Annotated in this window: 16 protein-coding genes; 2 read left to right on the top strand and 14 right to left on the bottom strand. The window is 61.0% G+C overall.

Features of this window, described 5'->3' with window-relative positions; genetic code table 11:
• Window positions 1-95: 95 nt before the first annotated feature.
• Complete coding sequence (locus ACQ4WZ_RS02635) at window positions 96-2,369, bottom strand: CHASE2 domain-containing protein (protein WP_436572504.1); 2,274 nt, start codon at window positions 2,367-2,369, stop codon at window positions 96-98.
• The gene (locus tag ACQ4WZ_RS02630) at window positions 2,366-3,988 is read right to left on the bottom strand and encodes a GAF and HD-GYP domain-containing protein (RefSeq protein WP_101484669.1); all 1,623 of its coding nucleotides are present in this window, start codon (window positions 3,986-3,988) and stop codon (window positions 2,366-2,368) included. Before ACQ4WZ_RS02630 ends, ACQ4WZ_RS02635 begins: the two co-directional genes overlap by 4 nt.
• Before the next feature lie 187 nt (window positions 3,989-4,175).
• Between ACQ4WZ_RS02630 and ACQ4WZ_RS02625 the strand changes: the two genes are divergently transcribed.
• The gene (locus ACQ4WZ_RS02625; protein ID WP_101482255.1) at window positions 4,176-5,072 is read left to right on the top strand and encodes an MBL fold metallo-hydrolase; all 897 of its coding nucleotides are present in this window, start codon (window positions 4,176-4,178) and stop codon (window positions 5,070-5,072) included.
• A gap of 46 nt (window positions 5,073-5,118) precedes the next feature.
• Here ACQ4WZ_RS02625 and ACQ4WZ_RS02620 read toward each other — a convergent pair whose 3' ends face one another.
• The 7 genes from ACQ4WZ_RS02620 to rpsF all read right to left on the bottom strand — a co-directional run bounded on the left by ACQ4WZ_RS02620 (window position 5,119) and on the right by rpsF (window position 9,921).
• Entirely contained in the window at window positions 5,119-6,129 is a 1,011-nt protein-coding gene (locus ACQ4WZ_RS02620) for an inorganic phosphate transporter (protein WP_101482256.1), read from the bottom strand.
• Between the two features lie 42 nt (window positions 6,130-6,171).
• Window positions 6,172-6,798, bottom strand: a complete 627-nt coding sequence (locus ACQ4WZ_RS02615) for a DUF47 domain-containing protein (protein ID WP_010400015.1) — start codon at window positions 6,796-6,798, stop codon at window positions 6,172-6,174.
• Between the two features lie 94 nt (window positions 6,799-6,892).
• Window positions 6,893-8,278, bottom strand: coding sequence for a replicative DNA helicase (locus ACQ4WZ_RS02610; RefSeq protein ID WP_034750488.1), 1,386 nt, complete (start codon window positions 8,276-8,278; stop codon window positions 6,893-6,895).
• Between the two features lie 135 nt (window positions 8,279-8,413).
• Window positions 8,414-8,869, bottom strand: a complete 456-nt coding sequence (rplI, locus tag ACQ4WZ_RS02605; RefSeq protein ID WP_034783456.1) for a 50S ribosomal protein L9 — start codon at window positions 8,867-8,869, stop codon at window positions 8,414-8,416.
• 27 nt (window positions 8,870-8,896) lie between these two features.
• Window positions 8,897-9,187, bottom strand: coding sequence for a 30S ribosomal protein S18 (gene rpsR / locus ACQ4WZ_RS02600; protein WP_010400024.1), 291 nt, complete (start codon window positions 9,185-9,187; stop codon window positions 8,897-8,899).
• Between the two features lie 15 nt (window positions 9,188-9,202).
• The gene (gene priB / locus ACQ4WZ_RS02595) at window positions 9,203-9,511 is read right to left on the bottom strand and encodes a primosomal replication protein N (RefSeq protein WP_071322552.1); all 309 of its coding nucleotides are present in this window, start codon (window positions 9,509-9,511) and stop codon (window positions 9,203-9,205) included.
• Between the two features lie 20 nt (window positions 9,512-9,531).
• Window positions 9,532-9,921 carry a 30S ribosomal protein S6 gene (gene rpsF / locus ACQ4WZ_RS02590; RefSeq protein WP_034750499.1) on the bottom strand — a complete coding sequence of 130 codons (390 nt, stop codon included), beginning with the start codon at window positions 9,919-9,921 and terminating at the stop codon, window positions 9,532-9,534.
• Between the two features lie 275 nt (window positions 9,922-10,196).
• Here rpsF and lexA point away from each other — a divergent pair, with 275 nt between their 5' ends.
• The gene (lexA, locus tag ACQ4WZ_RS02585) at window positions 10,197-10,844 is read left to right on the top strand and encodes a transcriptional repressor LexA (RefSeq protein WP_101482257.1); all 648 of its coding nucleotides are present in this window, start codon (window positions 10,197-10,199) and stop codon (window positions 10,842-10,844) included.
• Between the two features lie 89 nt (window positions 10,845-10,933).
• Here lexA and ACQ4WZ_RS02580 read toward each other — a convergent pair whose 3' ends face one another.
• The 5 genes from ACQ4WZ_RS02580 to folC all read right to left on the bottom strand — a co-directional run bounded on the left by ACQ4WZ_RS02580 (window position 10,934) and on the right by folC (window position 16,644).
• Window positions 10,934-12,175: a cystathionine gamma-synthase family protein gene (locus ACQ4WZ_RS02580; RefSeq protein WP_101484670.1), complete on the bottom strand. Its 1,242-nt coding sequence runs from the start codon at window positions 12,173-12,175 to the stop codon at window positions 10,934-10,936.
• A 69-nt stretch (window positions 12,176-12,244) separates the two neighbouring features.
• On the bottom strand, window positions 12,245-13,768 hold the full coding sequence (gene purF / locus ACQ4WZ_RS02575) for an amidophosphoribosyltransferase (RefSeq protein WP_436572503.1): 1,524 nt from the start codon (window positions 13,766-13,768) through the stop codon (window positions 12,245-12,247).
• Between the two features lie 39 nt (window positions 13,769-13,807).
• On the bottom strand, window positions 13,808-14,296 hold the full coding sequence (locus ACQ4WZ_RS02570; protein ID WP_101482258.1) for a CvpA family protein: 489 nt from the start codon (window positions 14,294-14,296) through the stop codon (window positions 13,808-13,810).
• Between the two features lie 20 nt (window positions 14,297-14,316).
• The gene (locus ACQ4WZ_RS02565; protein ID WP_436572502.1) at window positions 14,317-15,321 is read right to left on the bottom strand and encodes an SPOR domain-containing protein; all 1,005 of its coding nucleotides are present in this window, start codon (window positions 15,319-15,321) and stop codon (window positions 14,317-14,319) included.
• A gap of 24 nt (window positions 15,322-15,345) precedes the next feature.
• A complete protein-coding gene (gene folC / locus ACQ4WZ_RS02560) occupies window positions 15,346-16,644 on the bottom strand; it encodes a bifunctional tetrahydrofolate synthase/dihydrofolate synthase (RefSeq protein WP_436572501.1) in 1,299 nt (432 codons plus the stop codon).
• Window positions 16,645-16,646 lie beyond the last annotated feature (2 nt).

The following is a 16,646-nucleotide window of genomic DNA, read 5'->3' as shown; positions in this document are numbered from 1 at the left end:
ATTTCTCCCAGATTTTTATCGCAACGCAGCAAAGAGTGTGCCCACGATGATGAAAAACGCCGCAATGGCTGGTATTTCAGGGCGCGATGGCAAGCCTATTTGCTGTGCAATTCGGTCACGCCATCCCAGTCCGCAGGCGGCGGCAGGTGACGATAGCGCTCCAGGCGTGCCGCGTACAGCCGATACAGGCCATCATCGGGAAAGTCAGCCTGCAGGCAGGCAAGCTGCGCGCCAGCCGCCGCCCAGTCGCGCGCGCGCAGCCGGGTCAGCACCGCATGCCAGCGCTCCAGCTGGGCCAGCTCGACGGCAGAGGCGCCGGCCAGCACGCAGCGCGGTTCGAAAATGGCCACCGCTTCCTGCTTGCCCAATACCCTGATCCGGTCGAGTTCGCGATACAGGAAATCCGGGGCGGCGGCGCGCGTGGCCTCGCCCACCACGATGCCCACGCAATACAGCTTGCTGGCGCCTTCCAGGCGCGCGGCCAGATTGACGCTGTCGCCCATCACGGTATAGGCGCGGCGGATGCGCGAGCCCATGTCGCCCACATGCATGGGCCCCGTATTGAGACCGATGCCGATGCGCAGCGCCGGCCAGCCGCGTGCGCAAAACTGCCGGTTCAGCCGCGCCGCGCTTTGCTGCATCAGCAAGGCGCTTGCCACGGCGCGGCTGGCGTGATCGGCAAAGGCGACAGGCGCTCCCCAGAACGCCATCACGGCATCGCCGATGTATTTGTCCAGGGTGCCGCCATGGCTGTCGCGGATATCCTCCGACATGGCTGTCAGGTATGCGTTGATGTATTCGCGCAGCGCGGCCGGCGCCATCTGCTCGGAAATGGCCGTGAAACCGCGCACGTCGGCAAACAGCACCGTCAGTTCGCGGTTCTCGCCCTCCATGGTGTAGCGGCGCGGATCGTCGGCCATCTCCGCCACCAGTTCGGGCGCCACATACTCGCCGAAGCGCGCTACCAGCGCGCGTCCCTTGCGCACCTCGAAAAAATATCCCCACGCCAGGTTGGCGATGAATAGCGCGACGATCAGCAACAGCAGCACGGCGCCGCCCAGCACCAGGTCGTGCACGGCATACAGGAACAGGTTGATGGCGATGGCGGCCGCCAGCGCCCCCAGAGTAGCCAGCATCACGCCGGCCGGCGGCAGCACGGCCAGGGCGCCCGCCAGCAGCAGGCCAAACAGCATGATCTGCACCAGCTCGAACGCCAGCGCATAGTCGGGCCGCGCCTTGAAGCGCCCGTCGAGCATGGACTTGATCAGGTTGGCGTGCACCTCCACCCCCGGATACTCGGCATTCACGGGCGTGGCGCGGATATCGTTCAAGCCGGGTGCCGTGGTGCCCACCAGCACGATGGCGCCCTTCAGCAGCGCGGGCGGCACCGTGCCGGCCAGTACGTCGGACGCCGACACATAGCGGAAGGCGCCGCCATCGGGGCCGCCCGTGCCGCGGTACTGCACCGTGGTGGTCAAGGCTTCGCCCACGGGGATCGCCATTGCGCCGCGCGGCGTGAACAGCATGAGGTGGTCGAGTCCGCCGTTGGCCAGCTCGCGTGCCGACAGGGTATCGGCCGTGCCCGTAAAACGGGGGGCGATGGCGCGCGCCTGCAGGTAGACGGCCACAGTGGCCAGCGACAGCGAGGGATAATAACCGTCGCCGATGCGCTGCAACAGGGTCGAGGAACGCACGACGCCATCGGCATCGGTCAGCGCCGTAAAGATGCCGGCCCCTTGGGCGGCGGCCTGCAGGGGCGCGATATTGGCTTCGTAGCCGCGCGCCACGTAGGCCGTGACGGTGCGCCCGTTCAAATCGGCGACGGTAAAAGCGGGCTTGGGCAGCACCCCCTTCCTTTGCTGGTCCGAGACGCTGTAACCGAGCACCACGGGTTTGCCACGCATGGCCTCGGCAAACAGGCCGTCGTAGTCCATGGCCGGGCGCAATTTTTCCAGCTGAGCCGGCAAGCCTGCCACGCCCGCCAATTCGCCGCGCGACAGCCCTTGCAGCACGGCGTAGCCGGAACTGGTGTCCGCTTCGGGAAACGAGATATCGAAGCCCAGCACAGCTACTCCGTAGTGGCCGCTGAGCTGGTGCACCAGGCGCGCCTGGATATCGCGGCTCCAGGGAAAGCGGCCCACGCGGGCCAGGCTTTGCTCATCGATGTCGACGATGACGATGCGGCGGTCCAGCTGCGCCGTTTCGGCGCGCATGCGCCAGTCGCCCAGCATGGCGTCAAGCCGCGCAATATTGTCGTTGCCGGCCAGGCACAGGATGGCGGCCGCCACGCTCAAGAACACACCCATGAAAAAACGCGCGCCATGCTTGCGCCATGCTGGCGCCAGCGCGCCGCGCCAGGCCCGTTTCACGGCGTGTAGCCCGGAATGGCCGCCTCGTCGACGGCATCGATCTGGTTCGGATGCAAGTGCTTTTCAGCGAAGGTGATATAGACTTTGCTGCGGATGAAAACGTCGAACAGTTCCGGGTCGATATGCCCGTTCAGACTGAAATTGCCGAGGATGCGCAAGGATTCGGACAGCGACTTGCCCTTTTTATAGGGCCGGTCGCGTGCCGTCAGGGCCTCGAAAATGTCGGCGATGGCCATCAGCCGTGCCGGCACCGACATCTGCTCTTTCGTCAGCCCGCGCGGATAGCCCTTGCCATCCATGCGCTCGTGGTGGCCGCCCGCGTATTCGGGCACCTTCTGCAGGTGCTTGGGCCACGGCAGCGCTTCGAGCATGCGGATCGACACGCTGATATGGTTGTTGACGATGGCCCGCTCGGCTGCCGTCAGGGTGCCGGCGCGGATGGTCAGGTTTTCCGTCTCGTCGGCATCGAGAAAATCGCGCAGTTCGCCATCGGCCGCGCGCCAGCGGCGCCTGGCGATCTGCCGCACTCTTTCCTGGTCGGCCTGCGCCATGCTTTCACCGCCGATGTTCACTGTGCGGATGAAGTCGCGCTCTTCGCGCAGCGCCGCCAGCTCCAGTTCCAGCGCGCGACCGATGGCGTCCTTTTGCTGCGGCTGCGCCGCCTGCTGGCGCAGGGCCGCGATCTCGGCGTCGCGCAGCAGCACTTCGTAGCGCGTGTCGATCAGGGCGATGCGATCGAAGATTGTTTCCAGCTTGGTGGCCTTGTCGACCACGTGCACGGGCGTGGTGATCTTGCCGCAGTCGTGCAGCAGGCCGGCCAGCCACAATTGCTTGCGCTCATTGTCGCTGAGCCGGAAATCGGCCAGCGGCCCCGTTTGCGTGGCGTGCGCGGCGTCGGCCAGCAGCATCGTCAGCTCGGGCACGAACTGGCAATGACGGCCCGTGTAGGGCGACTTTTCGTCGATGCCGATATTGATCAGGGTAACGAGCGATTCCAGCAGCTCTTCCAGTTGCAAAATGAGCAGCTGATTGGTCAGCGCCACACCCGCCTGCGCGGCCAGCGCCTCGATGAAGCGCTGGTCGGTGGAGGAAAAGGCACGCACCTGCCCCGTCTCCCCATCCTTGGCATTGACCAGTTGCAGCACGCCGATCAAATCGCCCTCGTGATCGCTCATGGGCACCGTCAGGATCGATTGCGTGTGGTAGCCGTGGTGACGGTCAAACTCGCGCATGCCGGAAAAATTGAAGCCCTCATCACGGTACACGTCGGTGATATTCACGCTGCGGCGCATGTTCGCAGCGTACGCAGCCACCGATGCCAGGTTAGGCTGGCCGGCGCCATCGAACAGGGGCACGCCCGGCAAGCCCATGTCGCCCCCCTGCGCGATGCCCAGGCTGTCGTTGACGGAGATGTCGAATGCCAGTTGGCGGCGATCGGCCATGGGCCGGTACAGGGTGGCGCCATCGGCGCCGCTCATGCTTTTTGCCAGCAGCACGATGCGCTGCAACAACGCGCCGATATCGTGTCCCTCGCCGCCCAGGCTATGGCCGAGCGCGACACTGAGTTCAGTCAATTGCTCCAGTCTGTGGGCGATTTTCTCAGGGTGCAACTGAGGCATGTTGATGGCAATCAGGTAAGGAAAGGGAAGTCTGCAAGCGCCAGTGTAACGGCCACCCTGCACACTGTACATTACTTAGTTACAACAAAATGAAATAACTTGCCGTATCGCAACACGCATAAATGTTGCCGCCAATCTCATTAATTAGAATAGAATCAACAATAATTACACCGTAACAAGGTACTGAATGAAATTCACGTTCAGGGGCGTGCGCGGCTCCATCCCCTCCCCCGGCCCGCGCACGGCGCGCTATGGCGGCAACACCACATGCATCGAAGTACGCACCGACAACGATAGCCTGATCATTCTCGATGCGGGCAGCGGCATCTTCTCGCTGGCGCAGCAACTGCCGCCCGGCGTGCCGGTCGACGCGCACGTCTTCATCACGCACAGCCACTGGGACCACATCCACGGCTTGCCCATGTTTAGCCCCCTGTTCGTGGCCGGCAACCGCATGCGCCTGCATGGCGCGCACGATGCCGTCGCCGGACGGGGCATCGAGCACGTGATGGCGGTACAGCTGCAAAACAGCTATTTCCCCGTCAGCGAAGCGGCCATGGCGGCTTGCATCGAGTACCGCACGCTGGCGCCCGGCGAAGCCGTCGAGGTGGGCGGCGCGCACGTGCGCGGCGCGGAAATGAACCACCCTGTCGTCAACCTCGGCTACCGTATCGACTGCGGCGGCGCCGCGCTGTTTTTCAGCGGCGACCATGAACCGTTCTACAACCTGCATCCGCCCGGCCATGCCGAGCATGCGCCCTGCGCGGCACGCAATGCGCAGCGCCAGGCCGGCATCGACGCCGTGGTCGCCGGCGTTGACGCGCTGATCATGGATTGCTCCTACACGCGCGAGGAGTATCCGGGCAAGCAGGGCTGGGGCCATGGCACCTTCGACGCCGCCCTCGACCTGGCCCTGCGCTGCGGCGTGCGGCGCCTGTACTGCACCCACCACGAACCGACCCGCAGCGACGAGCAGCTGGAAGCCGTCTTTGCCGACGTGATGGGCCGTTATGCGAGCCGCCTCAACGGCCTGCAGGTGTTCCTCGCCTACGAGGGGCTGACGGTGGAACTGGCCGGCGCATAAAAAAAGGGAGCCGCAAGGCTCCCTTTTTACTGGCGTTGGCTATCCATTACATAATATGGTGGCCAATCCACCATGCAACCGCCGCCACGAAAGCGGAGGCAGGAATCGTGAAGATCCATGCCCAGACGATGTTGCCTGCGACACCCCAGCGCACGGCCGACATCTTCTGCGCCGAGCCGACGCCGACGATGGCGCCCGTAATGGTGTGCGTGGTCGACACGGGAATGCCCAGCGCCGTCGAGACGAACAGCGTGATCGCACCACCCGTTTCGGCGCAGAAGCCGCCTACGGGTTTGAGCTTGGTGATCTTCTGGCCCATGGTCTTGACGATACGCCAGCCGCCGAACAGCGTGCCGAAGCTGATGGCCGTGTAGCACGAGATGATGACCCACAGCGGCGGCATGGCGTCGGCCGCATTCGAGTAGCCGGCGGCGATCAACAGCATCCAGATGATACCGATGGTCTTTTGTGCATCATTGCCGCCATGGCCCAGGCTGTAGGCTGCCGCCGATGCCAGTTGCAGACGGCGGAACCACTTGTCGACCTTGCGCGGCGTGGAACGCACGAAAATCCAGGACACGAGCAGCATCATGATGGAGCCGAACACAAAGCCCAGCACGGGTGCGATCACGATGAAGGCCACCGTTTTCCACAGGCCGGCCGCGACCAGCGCGCCCGTGCCCGACTTGGCGACGGCGGCGCCTACCAGGCCGCCGATCAGCGCGTGCGAAGACGACGATGGAATGCCGTAATACCAGGTAAACAAATTCCAGAAGATGGCGCCCATCAGCGCGCCGAAGATCACGTACTGGTCGATCACTGACGGGTCAATCGTGCCCTTGCCCACCGTGGCAGCCACGGTCAGCTGGTGGAACACGAAAATGGCGACGAAGTTGAACGTGGCGGCCATGGCAACCGCGGTCTGCGGCTTCAACACGCCCGTCGAGACCACCGTGGCGATCGCGTTGGCGGCATCGTGGAAGCCGTTCATGAAGTCAAACAGCAGCGCGAGGACGATCAACAGGCCTAGCACGTAGATGCTGATTTGTATGGTCATTGTAGTTTCTTTTCTGATTCTGGTTCAGGACATGCCCAACGCTTACGCGTTTTCGACGATGATGCCTTCGATAATATTGGACACATCTTCGCAACGGTCGGTCACGGTTTCCAGAATTTCGTAGATCGCTTTCAGCTTGATCAGGTTGCGCACGTCCGGTTCATCGCGGAACAGCTTGGACATGGCGGCGCGCATCACGTGATCGGCATCCGATTCCAGGCGGTCGATCTCTTCGCAGATGGCGACGATCTTGCGCGAGTTGTCCATGTTATGCAGCATGGCGACGGCGTCGCGCACCTTCTCGGTACAGGCCAGCACCAGTTCGGCCAGGCGCTTGGCTTCCGGTGTGACGGCTTTCAGGTCGTACAGCGAGACGGTCTGCGCCGCGTCTTCCAGCAGGTCGAGGATGTCGTCCTGGCGCGTGATCAGCTGATGGATGTCGTCACGGTCGATCGGCGTGATGAAGGTCTTGTGCAGCATTTCGACGGTGGCGTAAGTGACTTTGTCCGCCTGTTTCTCGATGCTTTCGATCGCATGCACGCGGTTTTCCAGGTCATCGAAATTGGTCATCAGGCCGAGCATTTCTTTGGCGCCCTTGACGCACAGTTCCGCGTGCTGGTTAAACAATTCAAAAAACTTGCCCTCAGTGGGCATCAAGCGTCCAAACATGTCATTCTCCGTTAAGCATTGAGTCGTGTTATTTACTACAGAAAGCCGCCCCGTTGTCGGGGGCGGCCAATGGAATTGCCAGTGCTGCTGAGTCTTAGTCGCCTTGGTAAAGCGCCAGGCCACCACTGTAATTGCCAAATTTGGTGTACTGCCCCATGAAGGTGAGGCGGATGCTGCCGATTGGACCGTTACGTTGTTTACCGATGATGATTTCGGCCGTTCCCTTGTCTGGCGAGTCGGGGTTATACACTTCGTCACGATAAATGAACAGGATCACGTCGGCATCCTGCTCAATAGCGCCCGATTCGCGCAAGTCCGACATGACGGGACGCTTGTTCGGGCGTTGTTCCAGCGAGCGGTTCAGCTGGGACAGCGCGATCACGGGGCAACCGAGTTCTTTCGCCAGGCCTTTCAAGCCCCGTGAAATCTCGGAAATCTCCGTGGCGCGGTTGTCGCCCGGCGTATTGGCCGACATCAGCTGCAAGTAATCGACGATGATCAGGCCCAGCTTGCCGCATTGACGCGACAAACGGCGCGAGCGGGCGCGCAATTCGATGGAATTCAAGGCCGGCGTTTCATCGATGTACAACTGCGCGTCGTTCATCTTTTGAATCGCATTCGTCAGGCGCGGCCAGTCTTCGTCGTTCAAGCGGCCCGTGCGCAGACGGTGCTGGTCGAGCTGCCCGACGGAGCCGAGCATACGCATGGCCAGCTGGGCGCCGCCCATCTCCATCGAGAACACGGCCACGGGCAAGCCGCTGTCGATGGCCACATTTTCGCCGATGTTGACGGAAAACGCCGTCTTGCCCATCGAAGGACGACCCGCCACGATCACCAGGTCGCCCGGCTGCAGACCGGAGGTCATGCGGTCGAGGTCGATGAAACCAGTGGGCACGCCCGTGATTTCACTCTGGTTGTCGCGGCTGTACAGTTCGTCGATGCGCTCGACTACTTGCGTCAGCAGGGGCTGGATCGCGGTCCAGCCCTGGGCGCCGCGCGCGCCTTCTTCGGCGATGGCGAAAATCTTCGACTCGGCCTCGTCAAGCATCTGCTTGACTTCCTTGCCTTGCGGGCTGAAGGCCGTGCCGGAGATATCGTCGGCGACGGTGATGAGTTTGCGCAGCACGCCGCGGTCGCGCACGATCTCGGCATAGCGCCGGATGTTCGCGGCCGATGGCGTGTTTTGCGCCATGGCGTTCAGGTAAGCAAGTCCGCCCACGTCATCGGCCTTGCCGAGCTGGGTCAGGGTTTCAAAAACAGTAATGACATCGGCTGGCTTGGAAGCGTTAACCATCTTGACGATTTGCTCGAAGATGATGCGATGGTCATAGCGATAGAAATCCTCCGCATGCATGAAGTCGGCGATGCGGTCATATGCTGCATTGTCGCGCAGCAGACCACCGATAACGGATTGTTCTGCTTCGATCGAATGCGGCGGAATACGGAGGGAATCCAGTTGCGGATCAGAGGGGGCGTTCATGGCGCGAATTATACCCGCTTCGGCGTGCTGGCAAAAATAAAGGGCTGAAATTGAGCGAAAAAAAGGCCACAAAAAAGCCGGGCGAACCCGGCTTTTCATCGTGCGGCAACGCTTGCGGGCCAGGCCCGCAGACGATTACGCGTTCGCGTCTGGAACGACAGCGATAACAACTTCCACGACCACGTCGGTGTGCAGAGCAACCGAAACGTTGTGCTCGCCAACGATCTTCAGCGGGCCGGTAGGCATGCGGATTTGTGCTTTTTCAACAGCAAAACCTTGCTTGGTCAGCGCTTCAGCGATGTCGAAGTTGGTGACGGAACCGAACAGACGGCCATCAACACCAGCTTTTTGAGCAACTTGAACGGTCAGGCCGCTCAGTTTTTCGCCCTGGGCTTGCGATGCGGCCAGTTTGGCGGCAGCAGCTTTTTCCAGTTCGGCGCGCTTGACTTCGAATTCAGCCACAGCGGTTGCCGTGGCACGACGTGCCAGGCGTTGCGGGATCAGGAAGTTACGTGCGTAACCGTCTTTGACTTTGACGACTTCGCCGAGGTTACCGACGTTAACAACTTTTTCTAACAGAATGATTTGCATAGTTCTTCTCCAGGAATATCTGACCGATTAAGCGTGGTGCAGATCGGTGTATGGCAGCAGCGCGAGGAAGCGAGCGCGCTTGATTGCGGTGTCAACTTGGCGCTGGTAGTGCGCTTTGGTACCGGTCAGGCGTGCTGGCATGATCTTGCCGTTTTCTTGGACGAAGTCTTTCAGCGTGTCGACGTCTTTGTAGTCGACTTGCTCAACGTGAGCTGCGGTGAAGCGGCAGAACTTCTTGCGTTTGAACAACGGGTTTTGCTGTTTGCGTTTTTCTTTAAGCTTGAGCTTATTTTTGTCGAACTTTTTACCGAATGCCATGTCAGGCTCCTGTATCTAAAATGCGCTAGTCGGGGTGACTGCACTAAAATCAATGATGTGAAACACCAAACTCTTGCTGTTGCGGCTCTTCCTGGCCAGGAAACCCGTGAACTGATAGACCCCGCCCAAGCTTGCCTGGCTGAACCGGCCTGATATTTCGCCAGCGGCTAGCGCGGCAACATCAAACTCGGTCAAACGGGCAATTCCTGCTTCCATCTGCTGCGAACTGTGCTGCAATACTGCATTCACAATCGGCAACCCTGCCGGGGTGTAGCGCAATATTTCGCGCTCGGCAATGATGGCGGTTACTTGTAGCTGGTTCAGCGCACGATCCTGGTCAAGAATTAAGCTGCTGCTGCGGCTGGAGCGGCTGCTGGTGCTTCGGTGCGGTGGCTTTTGGCCGCGTCTTCGCGTTGTACCGATTTCATCATCGGCGAAGGAGCTGTTTCAGCTTTCTTCATTTTAACGGTCAGGTGACGCAACACGGCATCATTGAATTTGAATGCTGTTTCCAACTCGACCAGGGTCTCGTTGTCGCATTCGATGTTCAGGCAGATGTAGTGTGCTTTAGGCAGCTTTTGGATCGAGTAAGCCATTTGACGGCGGCCCCAATCTTCCACGCGGTGAACCGAACCGCCGCGGGTGGTTACGCTGGCTTTGTAGCGTTCGATCATCGCGGGCACTTGCTCGCTTTGGTCCGGATGGACGATAAAGACTATTTCATAATGACGCATGCAAACTCCTTCAGGTCGGATTGATAATCGCCCACCCCGGCGTCAAGACGGGTGTGGGAAGGTCAGCCGAAGATTATAACCGCCTTTTGCAAACGTTTCAATCATTCCTTCCACAAGCGCCCGAAAAGCCCGTGCGCCACCGTGCTTTCCGCCTGCGGACAAGTATTTCTTGCCAAATTCGCCGAAAAGACGGAAATCCCCTTGCATAGTGGACGATACTGTACAAAAATACAGACTGTTCATATAGACAGCATTTTAGTATGCACCCACCGCTCATGATCAAGCTGACAGCACGACAAGAACAAATCCTGAACCTGATCAAGGACGCGATTGAAAACACGGGCTTTCCCCCAACCCGTGCCGAAATCGCCAATGAACTGGGTTTCAAATCGGCCAATGCGGCCGAAGAACATTTGCAGGCCCTGGCCCGCAAGGGCGCGATCGAGATTTCGCCCGGCACCTCGCGCGGCATCCGCCTGATCGGTGCGGCGGCGAGCGCGGCCGCCGATGCGCTGGCATCGAAAGTGCCGGCAGCCCTGCTGATGTCGCTGCCCCTGATCGGCCGAGTAGCCGCCGGTTCGCCCATCCTGGCGCAGGAAAACCTGGAAGCGAGCTACAACGTCGACCCCGCCCTGTTCTCGGCCAAGCCTGATTTCCTGCTGAAGGTGCGCGGCTGGTCCATGCGCGACGCCGGCATCATGGATGGCGATTTACTGGCCGTCAAAAAGGTCGACAGTGCCAAGAACGGCCAGATCGTCGTGGCCCGTATCGGCGACGAAGTCACCGTCAAGCGCTACAAGAAAACGGGCTCCGTCATCGAACTGCTGCCGGAAAACCCCGATTTCAAGGTGATTACCGTATCGCCGGAAGATGAGTTCGCCCTGGAAGGCCTGGCCGTAGGTCTGATGCGCAGCTGGCATTAAGTTGCGTGCCGGGGTCAGACCTGCCGGGTCTGACCCCAGTTTTTAGTTTGCCTCAACACTGGCACATGGCCTAATCACCGACACCGCTCTCAGCCCTCCAGCGCACCACGGAAGTCTTCCAGCAGATCGGCCTCATCCTCGATCCCGACGGATACGCGGATCAGCGATTCGGCGATGCCCATGCTGGCGCGGCGCTCGGCTCCCATCTCATAGAAGATCGTGTGGGCGACGGGAATGACCAGGGTGCGCGTGTCACCCAGGTTGCTAGCCGGAATCGCCAGATTCAGGCGATTCAGGAAATCGAAGCAATCGATGCCATCTTTTAATTCAAAGCTGAACAGCGAACCATAGCTGCGGAACAAGTCCGTCGCCAGCGCGTGCTGCGGGTGCGAGGACAAGCCTGGGTAATGCACTGCCGCCACTCTCGGGTCCGCTTGCAACATGGTGGCCAGCGCCAGGGCGTTCGAGCAGGTACGGTCCATGCGCAAGGCCATGGTTTCCGCGCCGACGGCGATATGGTGCGCCGCCTCCGGACCCAGCGAGGCACCGAAATCGCGCAAGGCCTTGGCGCGGATTTGCGCGATGCCCCACTGCGCCGGCGCCGCCTTTTTATAATTGTCGAAAATGTTCGGGTACTGCGTCCAGTCGAATACGCCCGTGTCCGTCAAGCTGCCGCCCAGGGCATTGCCGTGGCCGCCAATGGATTTCGTCAGCGCATTGACCACCAGGCCCGCGCCCACCGCTTTCGGGCGGAACAGGTAGGGCGTGGTCATCGTATTATCGACGATGTACAAGATGCCACGCTCCTTGCACAGCGCGCCGATCTTCGCCAGGTCGGCGATCTGCGTGCGCGGATTGGCGATGGTTTCCACGAAAACAATCCGCGTTTGCGGCGTGATGGCGGCGGCCACATTGGCCACGTCCGTGGCATCGACGAAGGACACGGCGATGCCCTGCCCCGTCACCGTTTGCCACAGGCTGTTGGTATTACCAAACAGAAAAGCCGACGACACCACATGGTCGCCCGCGCGCAGCAAGGATTGCACCACGGCGCCAATGGCGCCCATGCCGGTGGCGAAGCACAGCGTCGCCACGCCATCTTCCATCTTGTTGACCTTGTCTTCCAGCGCGGACACCGTCGGGTTCCCCTGGCGGCCGTAGCGAAAGCCCGGCTCCTTGCCCTGGAACACGGACGCCAGCTGGCGTGCATCGCCATAGCCAAACGCGACGGAGGTATGCACAGGCTTGTGCAGCGAGCCGTGCTCGATACCCTTGCGGCGGTCGTTATGCAGGATGGTGGTGGTAAAGCCGTAGTTTTTGTTGTTGCTCATGATCAAGTGGCGCGCAAGGCTGCGAGAAATATCAGATAAAAAAAAGCCCGGCCATAGCCGGGCTCCACATCACCCTTCGGTGGTGGCGAGGTTCAGGTTCAACTGGGAACGTGGCGTATCTTCCGGCGCTGCCGCCTTCGGATGGTGGCGCGCATATTCCAGGCGGTCCAGGTATTCCTGCGACACGTCGCCCGTCACATACACGCCATCGAAGCACGACGCCTCGAAGTTCGTCAGTGCCGGGTTGACGTCGGCAATCGCCTGCTTCAACGCGCCGATATCCTGGTACACCAGGTAGTCGGCCGTGATTTCGCGGCACACTTCTTCCGTCGTGCGGCCATAGGCGATCAACTCGTCGCGCGTCGGCATGTCGATGCCATACACGTTCGGGTAGATCACCGGTGGCGCGGCCGAGGCGAAGATGACCTTCGTCGCGCCCGCTTCGCGCGCCATCTGCACGATTTCCCGGCTGGTGGTGCCACGCACGATGGAGTCGTCGACCAGCAACACCACTTTATCCTTGAATTCGGAAGGAATCGCGTTGAGCTTCTGGCGCACGGATTTCTTGCGCGCCGCCTGGCCCGGCATGATGAAGGTGCGGCCGATGTAGCGGTTCTTGATGAAGCCTTCGCGGTATTCCAGGTTCAGCGCCAAGGCCAGCTGGATGGCGGCCGGACGCGAGGAATCGGGAATCGGCATGACCACGTCGATATGCACGTCAGGCAATTCGGCACGGATCTTTTCAGCCAGGTATTCACCCATTTTCAGGCGCGTGGCGTACACCGAGGCGCCGTCGATGACGGAGTCGGGACGGGCCAGGTAGACGAATTCGAACACGCACGGATTCAGGCTGGCGTTGTCGGCGCACTGGGCGCTGTGCAATTTCTTGTCGGCATCGATGAAGACGGCTTCGCCGGGACCGATGTCGCGCACGAAGCGGAAGCCCATGCCTTCCAGGGCCACGGATTCGGAGGCGATCAGGTATTCGGGGCCTTGCTCCGTTTCATTAATGCCCAGGCACAAAGGACGGATGCCGTGCGGGTCGCGGAAGGCCAGCAAGCCCACGCCAGCAATTTGCGCCACTGCAGCATAGCCGCCCTTGACGCGGCGGTTCAGCACGGTGATAGCCTTGAAGATGGCTTCCGGGTCCAGGTTCAGGCCCGTTGTGGCTTCCTGGATTTCATGCGCCAGCACATTGAGCAGCACTTCCGAATCGGAATCGGTATTGATATGGCGGCGGTCGTTCTTGAACATTTCCTGTTTCAACTGTTCCCAGTTGGTCAGGTTGCCATTGTGCGCCAGGGTGATGCCGAACGGCGCATTCACATAAAACGGTTGTGCTTCCTCTTCGCTCGACGAACCGGCCGTCGGGTAACGGCAATGGCCGATGCCCGTCGTGCCTTGCAGCGAACGCATGTTGCGCGTACGGAAGACGTCACGCACGAGGCCATTGGCTTTGTGCATGGAAAACATACTGCTGTGATTGGTCGCAATCCCTGCCGCGTCCTGACCGCGATGTTGCAAGAGCAACAATGCATCATAGAGCAATTGATTGATAGGTTGATGGGAAACGACGCCGACGATGCCACACATGGTGTGCTCCTAAACTGTGCTACTGATTTTAAAAAAAATTCAAAATTTCACATGCTGCGCGTATGCGGCAGGCAGATAAGGCTTGATGGCACGCGCGCCCTGTTCCGCGAGCGGGCTGAGCAGCGCATTTTTCCAGAATGACTGCTGTGGTATGGAAGTCATGCCACACAAGATGACGGTGGTCAGCACGATCACCAGGCCCCGCGCCACGCCGAACAGGCTGCCCAGGGTACGGTCGGCCAGGCTCAGGCCCGTCACCTTCACCAGTGCGTCGACCGTCATGGACAGCAAGCCCATCAAAATGCGCACGCCGATGAACAGCACCACGAAGGCCAGCAACAGGCGGACGGCTTCACCCGGCACGGCTTCCGGCAGGAATTTCGCCAAGGTGGCGCCATAGGCGTTGGCGATGACGAAAGCCACGATCCAGCTGACCAATGACAGTATTTCCTTGACCAGGCCGCGCATCATGCTGATCAGCACGGACGTCACCAGCACGAACAGCACCAGGTAATCGAAGATCGTCACGACCGTTCAGCCTTGCAACATCACGCCGGCACCAGGCTGCCGCCCAGGCCCAGCTTTTGCAGCTTGGCGCGGGTCTTTTCGGCGTCATCGCGGCTGCCGAACGGCCCCACGCGCACGCGGATACGCTCGCCCGCGGGGCTGGAGACTTTCTGCGTATAAGACTTGATACCCGCTTCGCGCAGCTTGTCCTGCAATTCATCGACCTTGTCCTGCGTCGCCAGCGCCGCCACCTGCACCACGAACTTGCCGCTGCCGGCGTCGTGTGCCTTGTCTTGTGCTTTCTCTTGCGGCTTGTCCAGTGGCTTGCCCTCCAGAATCGCCATAGCGCGCGCCGCATCGTCGGCAGATTGCGCCGGCTTGGCAGGCTTAGCCTCAGGCTTGGCTTCCGCTTTTATCTCATGCTTGGGTTCAGGCTTGGGCTCATGCTTCGGCTCCAGCTTGGCTTCGTGTTTCGGCTCTGGTTTCGGCTCCACCTTGACCGGCTTGGGCTCAGGCTTGGGCTCGGGTTTCGGTTCCACATAGGCCGGCTTGGCAGGCGCAGGCTGGACGGCAGCCAGCACGGGCGCCGGTACTGCTGCCGGTGCCGGTGCCGGCGCAGGCCTGGCCGCAGGCGGCAGAGGAGAGTCGATGATTTCCTCGGACTGGTCCAGGCCATTGTGCGCAGCCGCCTGAGCGGGCACAGCCGGCACGGGCGCAGGTGCAGGCGCAGCGGCCTTTTCTTTCGAGGGAATGTCGATGGCGATATCGTTGAAAGGCGCCTTCGGCTCGGAATCGAGCAGCATCGGCAAGCCCACAGCCACGCCCAGGGCCAGGGCAATGGCCCCGACCAGGCGGCGGCGTGCGCGCTTTTTTTCAGGCAAGACCGGGTCCGGCGCTTCTTTGCCGCCACGGCGCGATCCACCGCCACCAGAGGTGTTGGCGGCGCGCTTGCGGGTCGGCGACTGTGCTTCGCCAGGGACATAAAAGCCGCTGTCTTCGCCAGAGGATTCTTGCTTGTTTTTAAACAGTTTCGAGAACAAGCCCATGCGTGATTTTCAGTCGAGTGCGTTTCAGTGAAGTGAGGATTTTCTGGCCTTCATCACGCCGGCGACGGTGAGGAAAGAACCAAAGACCACAATTCTATCATTCTCACCGGCCCGGCTCATCGCATTTGCAAAAGCTTGTGCCGGATCATCGAAAATAGACACAGTATGGTCGTTGCTGTCGGGCTTATCTTCCAGCATGATCTGCACCTTGGCGGCCAGCTCGGATGCCGTCGCCGCGCGCGGCGACGGCAGGCTCGTCAGGCACCAGTGGTCGACGTGTTCGCTCATCGCGGCCAGCACGCCATCGATATCCTTGTCCTGCATGGAGCCGAACACGGCATAGGTGTACGGGTGGAAACCCATATTGCCCAGGTTCTGGTTCAGCGCCGAAGCTGCGTGCGGGTTATGCGCGACATCAAGGATGACGCTGGGGCGGCCAGGCAAGACCTGGAAGCGGCCCGGCAGTTCCACCGTCACCAGGCCCGTACGTACTTCCTGCGCGCCAACGGGCAGTTTCAGCTTCAGCACTTCCAGCGCGGCCAGCACGGCCGTCGCGTTCAGGATCTGGTTGGCGCCACGCAAGCTTGGATACGCGAGCGAATTGCGGCGCTGCTCGCGCCCGCCGTAGTTCCACTGCTGCTTGTCGCCCGAATAGTTGAAATCGCGGCCCATCAGCCACAGGTCCGCGCCGATGGCCTCGGCATGGTCGATCAGGGATTGCGGCGGCACGGGGTCGCTGCAGATGGCCGCCTTGCCCGGACGGAAAATACCGGCCTTTTCAAAGCCGATCGCTTCGCGCGTATCGCCCAGGTAATCCGTGTGGTCGATGTCGACGCTGGTGACGATGGCCACATCGGCGTCGATCACGTTGACGGCATCGAGGCGCCCGCCCAGGCCCACTTCCAGGATGGCCACGTCCAGCTTGGCCTGCGACAGCAAATGCAGGATGGCCAGGGTGGTGAATTCGAAATACGTCAGCGGCGTATCGCCGCGCACGGCCTCGACGGCATTGAAGCTGGCGACGATCTGTTCGTCGCTGGCCATCTCGCCCAGCACGCGCGCGCGCTCATTGAAGTCGAGGAAATGCGGCTTGATGTACAGCCCCACTTTGTAGCCAGCACGCAACAGTACGGATTCCAGCATAGCGCAGGTGGAACCCTTGCCATTCGTGCCCGCCACCATGATCACGGGGCAAGTAAAAGCCAGTTGCATGCGCGCCTTGACGGCTTGTACGCGGTCCAGGCCCATGTTGATCTGGGTTTCCGAATGGCGGGTTTCCAGCATGGCGAGCCAGTCCGGCAATGTGGTGAGGAGCTTGAGCATGG

The sequence above is a fragment of the Janthinobacterium darwini genome (assembly GCF_051380905.1).
Classification (GTDB): Bacteria; Pseudomonadota; Gammaproteobacteria; order Burkholderiales; family Burkholderiaceae_D; genus Janthinobacterium.
This window is presented reverse-complemented; position numbering and strand designations above follow the sequence as displayed.

Coding starts and splice junctions, on each gene's coding strand:
- ACQ4WZ_RS02630 (WP_101484669.1), bottom strand. CDS start 3,988: ATGCCTCAGTTGCACCCTGAGAAAATCGCCCACAGACTGGAGCAATTG.
- ACQ4WZ_RS02625 (WP_101482255.1), top strand. CDS start 4,176: ATGAAATTCACGTTCAGGGGCGTGCGCGGCTCCATCCCCTCCCCCGGC.
- ACQ4WZ_RS02620 (WP_101482256.1), bottom strand. CDS start 6,129: ATGACCATACAAATCAGCATCTACGTGCTAGGCCTGTTGATCGTCCTC.
- ACQ4WZ_RS02615 (WP_010400015.1), bottom strand. CDS start 6,798: ATGTTTGGACGCTTGATGCCCACTGAGGGCAAGTTTTTTGAATTGTTT.
- ACQ4WZ_RS02610 (WP_034750488.1), bottom strand. CDS start 8,278: ATGAACGCCCCCTCTGATCCGCAACTGGATTCCCTCCGTATTCCGCCG.
- rplI (WP_034783456.1), bottom strand. CDS start 8,869: ATGCAAATCATTCTGTTAGAAAAAGTTGTTAACGTCGGTAACCTCGGC.
- rpsR (WP_010400024.1), bottom strand. CDS start 9,187: ATGGCATTCGGTAAAAAGTTCGACAAAAATAAGCTCAAGCTTAAAGAA.
- rpsF (WP_034750499.1), bottom strand. CDS start 9,921: ATGCGTCATTATGAAATAGTCTTTATCGTCCATCCGGACCAAAGCGAG.
- lexA (WP_101482257.1), top strand. CDS start 10,197: ATGATCAAGCTGACAGCACGACAAGAACAAATCCTGAACCTGATCAAG.
- ACQ4WZ_RS02580 (WP_101484670.1), bottom strand. CDS start 12,175: ATGAGCAACAACAAAAACTACGGCTTTACCACCACCATCCTGCATAAC.
- purF (WP_436572503.1), bottom strand. CDS start 13,768: ATGTGTGGCATCGTCGGCGTCGTTTCCCATCAACCTATCAATCAATTG.
- ACQ4WZ_RS02565 (WP_436572502.1), bottom strand. CDS start 15,321: ATGGGCTTGTTCTCGAAACTGTTTAAAAACAAGCAAGAATCCTCTGGC.
- folC (WP_436572501.1), bottom strand. CDS start 16,644: ATGCTCAAGCTCCTCACCACATTGCCGGACTGGCTCGCCATGCTGGAA.